This is a genomic window from Actinoallomurus acaciae, from assembly GCF_042429965.1.
Lineage (GTDB): Bacteria > Actinomycetota > Actinomycetes > Streptosporangiales > Streptosporangiaceae > Actinoallomurus > Actinoallomurus acaciae.
This window is the reverse complement of record NZ_JBHLZP010000668.1, coordinates 1-3825: the sequence shown is the minus strand read 5'-3', so window position 1 is coordinate 3825 and position 3825 is coordinate 1. Positions and strand designations below refer to the sequence as shown.

Here is a 3825-nt window from a genome sequence, read left to right as displayed (position 1 = left end):
GCCGGCGAGGACGGCCCCGCCGGCCTCGTCCACCGGCAGCTCCATGGCATCGAGAGGCGTCGCGGCGGCCGCCATCGCCCGGGCGAGGCGCCAGGGCATGGCCGCCGCCGCGGCGCGGGGCGGAGTCTGAGGAGAAGGGGGGTGGGCGTCGGTCCCGTCACCCGAGTCCCATCGGCGTTGAAGACCGCGCGGGCCACCAGGCACCTTCTCGCCTCCTCGGGCAGGCAAACTCGTCCTTGACCACTATAGCGGCATACTGTAGACAAAATGCAGTAGCCCCACGAGAACGGAGTTCCCGTGAGAGTCGCTGTCGTCGGCGCCGGTGCGATCGGCGCCTATGTCGGAGCAGCCCTGCACCGCGCCGGGGTGGAGGTCCACCTGGTCGCCCGCGGCCCCCACCTGGAGGCGATCCGGCGGGACGGCGTGCGCGTGCTCAGCCCGCGTGGAGACTTCACCGCCCGACCCCCGGCCACGAACGACCCCCGGGAGATCGGTCCGGTCGACCACGTCTTCCTCGGGCTCAAGGCCAACGCCTACGCGGGCAGCGGCCCGATCCTGGCCCCCCTCACCACGGAGCGCACCGCCGTCATCGCGGCCCAGAACGGCATTCCGTGGTGGTACTTCCACGAACACCCGGGCCCCTACGAGGGCTACCGCATCGAGACGGTCGACCCCGGCGGGGCCGTGACCGCCACCATCCCACCCGAACGCGCGATCGGCTGCGTCGTCTACGCCGCGACCGAGATCGCGTCGCCCGGCGTGATCCGGCACCTGGAGGGCACGCGGTTCTCCATCGGCGAGCCCGACGGGACGGTCTCGGACCGCTGCCGGGCGTTCAGCGAGGCGATGGTCGCCGGCGGCCTCAAGTGCCCGGTCGAGCCGGACCTGCGCAAGGACATCTGGATCAAGCTGATGGGCAACATCGCCTTCAACCCGATCAGCGCGCTGAGCCGGGCGACGATGATCGAGATCTGCCGCCACCGCGACACCCGCGAGCTGGTGATCACGATGATGCGCGAGACCCTCGACGTCGCCGAGCGGCTCGGCTGCCGCCCGGAGATCTCCATCGGCCGGCGGCTGGCGGGCGCCGAGCGGACCGGCCACCACAAGACCTCCACGCTCCAGGACCTGGAGAAGGGCAAGCCGCTGGAGCTGGACGTGATCCTCGCGGCCGTGGTCGAACTCGCCGACCTGACCGGAACACGCGTCCCCACCCTGCGCGCGATCAACGCCGTCGCGGGGCTGGCCAACGAGAAGATCACCGCCGCCGCCCGGAGCACGGTCCCCGCCTGACACCGGAGGACGTCACACCCGTCTCACCGGGGTCCGCTCGCGTTCATGAGGGACAGGCGGTCCGCCACTGACCATTGCCTGGGAGAGTAGCCTGGCATACGGTACATCGTATACAGTCTTCGGTTTCGAGAATGGGGCCCGGCATGGCGAAGAAAACCCCCCGCGCGCCGTACGTCCGTCTGACCCGCCCGCTCGTCCGGGACGCCGGCGAGCTCCGGCCCGCGTCCTGGGACGAGGCCCTGGACCGCGCGGCCGAAGGCTTCCGCCGCAACGTCGAGGCCCACGGCCCCGACGCGTTCGGGATGTTCTCCTGCGCGCGGGCCACCAACGAGATGAACTTCGTCGCGCAGAAGTTCACCCGCGTGGTGATCGGCACGAACAACGTGGACTCGTGCAACCGCACCTGCCACGCCCCCAGCGTCGCCGGTCTGGCCGCCGCCTTCGGCAGCGGCGGCGGGACGTCCTCCTACCAGGAGATCGAGGACACCGACCTCATCGTGTTGTGGGGGTCCAGCGCACGCGAGGCGCACCCGATCTTCTTCCAGCACGTGCTCAAGGCGATCCGCCGGGGCGCGCGCGTGTTCGCGGTCGACCCGCGGCGCACGAGCACGGCCCGGTGGGCGGACCGCTGGCTCGGTCTGAACGTCGGCACCGACATTCCGCTGGCGAACGCGGTCGCCCGCGAGATCATCCACGCGGGCCTGCACAACACCACGTTCGTCGAGCGCGGCACGAGCGGGTTCGCGGAGTTCGCCGCGTCGGTCGAGCCCTGGACCCTGGAGGCCGCCGAGCGCGAGACCGGCGTACCCGCCGCGGCCATCCGCGAACTCGCCCACGCGTACGCCCGCGCCGACCGGGCGCAGCTGTGCTGGACGCTCGGCATCACCGAGCACCACAACGCGACCGACAACGTCCGCGCGCTGATCAACCTGGCGCTGCTCACCGGGCACGTCGGGTGCTACGGCTCGGGCCTCAACCCGCTCCGCGGCCAGAACAACGTCCAGGGCGGCGGCGACATGGGCGCCATCCCCGACCGCCTGGCCGGATTTCAGGACATCCTCGACCCCGCCGTGCGCACGCGGTTCGCCCAGGCGTGGGGACGCGAGATCCAGCCACGCCACGGCCTCAACCTCACCGACATGCTCGCCGCGATGGGCGCGGGCACGCTGACGGCCGCGTACATCATCGGCGAGAACCCGACCCAGTCCGAGGCGGACGCCGAGCACACCGTCAAGCGGCTCGGCCTGCTCGACCACCTGGTGGTCCAGGACATCTTCCTCACCAGGACCGCCCGCATGGCCGACGTCGTGCTGCCCGCCGGCGCCGCGTGGTGCGAGTCCGACGGCACCATGACCAACAGCGAGCGGCGCGTCCAGCGCGTCCGCAAGGCGCTCGACCCGCCCGGCGAGGCCCGCGACGACATCGACATCCTGTGCGCGCTGGCGCGCCGGCTCGGGCACGACTGGCGCTACGAACGCGCCGAGGACATCTGGGACGAGGTGCGGTCGCTGTCCCCCATCCACGCGGGCATGAGCTACGCGCGGCTGGAGGAACGGCAGGGCATCCAGTGGCCCTGTTACTCCGAGGACGGGGAGGAGCCCTCGTTCCTGCACTCGCGGCTGTGGGAGACCGACCCGGAGGCCCGTGGGCGTCCCGCGCCGTTCGCGGTGCTGCGCCACTCACCGCCGGTGGACCGGCTCGACCAGGAGTTCCCGCTGCGGCTCACCACCGGACGCCGGCTCGACTCCTACAACACCGGCGTCCAGTCCGGAGGATTCGCCTCGCCGCTGCGCCGTGGGGAGAACGTCGAGTTGTCCCCCGAGGACGCCGAACGGCTCGGTGTCACGACGGGTGAGCAGGTCCGGATCTCCTCACGGCGCGGCACCGTCACCGCCCCGGCCTTCGTGGACCCGGCGCTGCGGCCGGGTCTGGTCTTCATGACCATGCACTTCCCCGACGAGGTGAACACCAACAGCCTGACCATCGAGGCCACCGACCCGATCGCCGGCACCGCCGAGTACAAGGCGACCGCCGTACGGGTCGAGAAGGTCGGAGGGAACTGACCATGGACCTGCGCTTCCGGGACGTGGCGCCGACCGAGGAGGAACGCGCGGCGGTCGACGCGCTGCTCGGCCCGCCGTCCTCCGCCTGGGACGGCGGCGGCCGGGACGACATCCGGGTCGCCCGGGGCGGCCACGAGGCACGGGAACGGCGGGACCTGCTGCTCCCCGCGCTGCACGCGGTCAACGACCGGGTGGGCTGGATCAGCGAGGGCGCGCTGGACTACATCTGCCGGCGGTTGACCGTCGCACCCGCCGAGGCGTACGGGGTGGCGACGTTCTACGCGCTGCTGTCCGTGGAGCCCCGGCCGCGTCGCGTCGTGCACGTGTGCACCGACCTGGCCTGCCGCGCCGCGGGCTCGGCCGAGCTGTGCCGGTCGCTGGAGGACTCGCTCGGCCCGCACGGACGGCCCGCGGGCGACGGCGACGTCGTCTGGCATCACAGCCCGTGCCTGGGACTGTGCGAGCGCGC

Annotated in this window: 3 protein-coding genes; all 3 read left to right on the top strand. The window is 72.2% G+C overall.

The genetic code is table 11. The features are described 5' to 3' along the window. The first annotated feature begins 297 nt into the window (after window positions 1–297). Window positions 298–1293: a 2-dehydropantoate 2-reductase gene (locus ACFFNX_RS44600; RefSeq protein WP_378212323.1), complete on the top strand. Its 996-nt coding sequence runs from the start codon at window positions 298–300 to the stop codon at window positions 1291–1293. Between the two features lie 143 nt (window positions 1294–1436). Further along, on the top strand, window positions 1437–3356 hold the full coding sequence (locus tag ACFFNX_RS44595; protein ID WP_378212322.1) for a molybdopterin oxidoreductase family protein: 1920 nt from the start codon (window positions 1437–1439) through the stop codon (window positions 3354–3356). A gap of 2 nt (window positions 3357–3358) precedes the next feature. Then, window positions 3359–3825 (top strand): NADH-quinone oxidoreductase subunit NuoE family protein (locus ACFFNX_RS44590; RefSeq protein WP_378212321.1); only part of this gene is annotated, 467 nt, incomplete at its 3' end.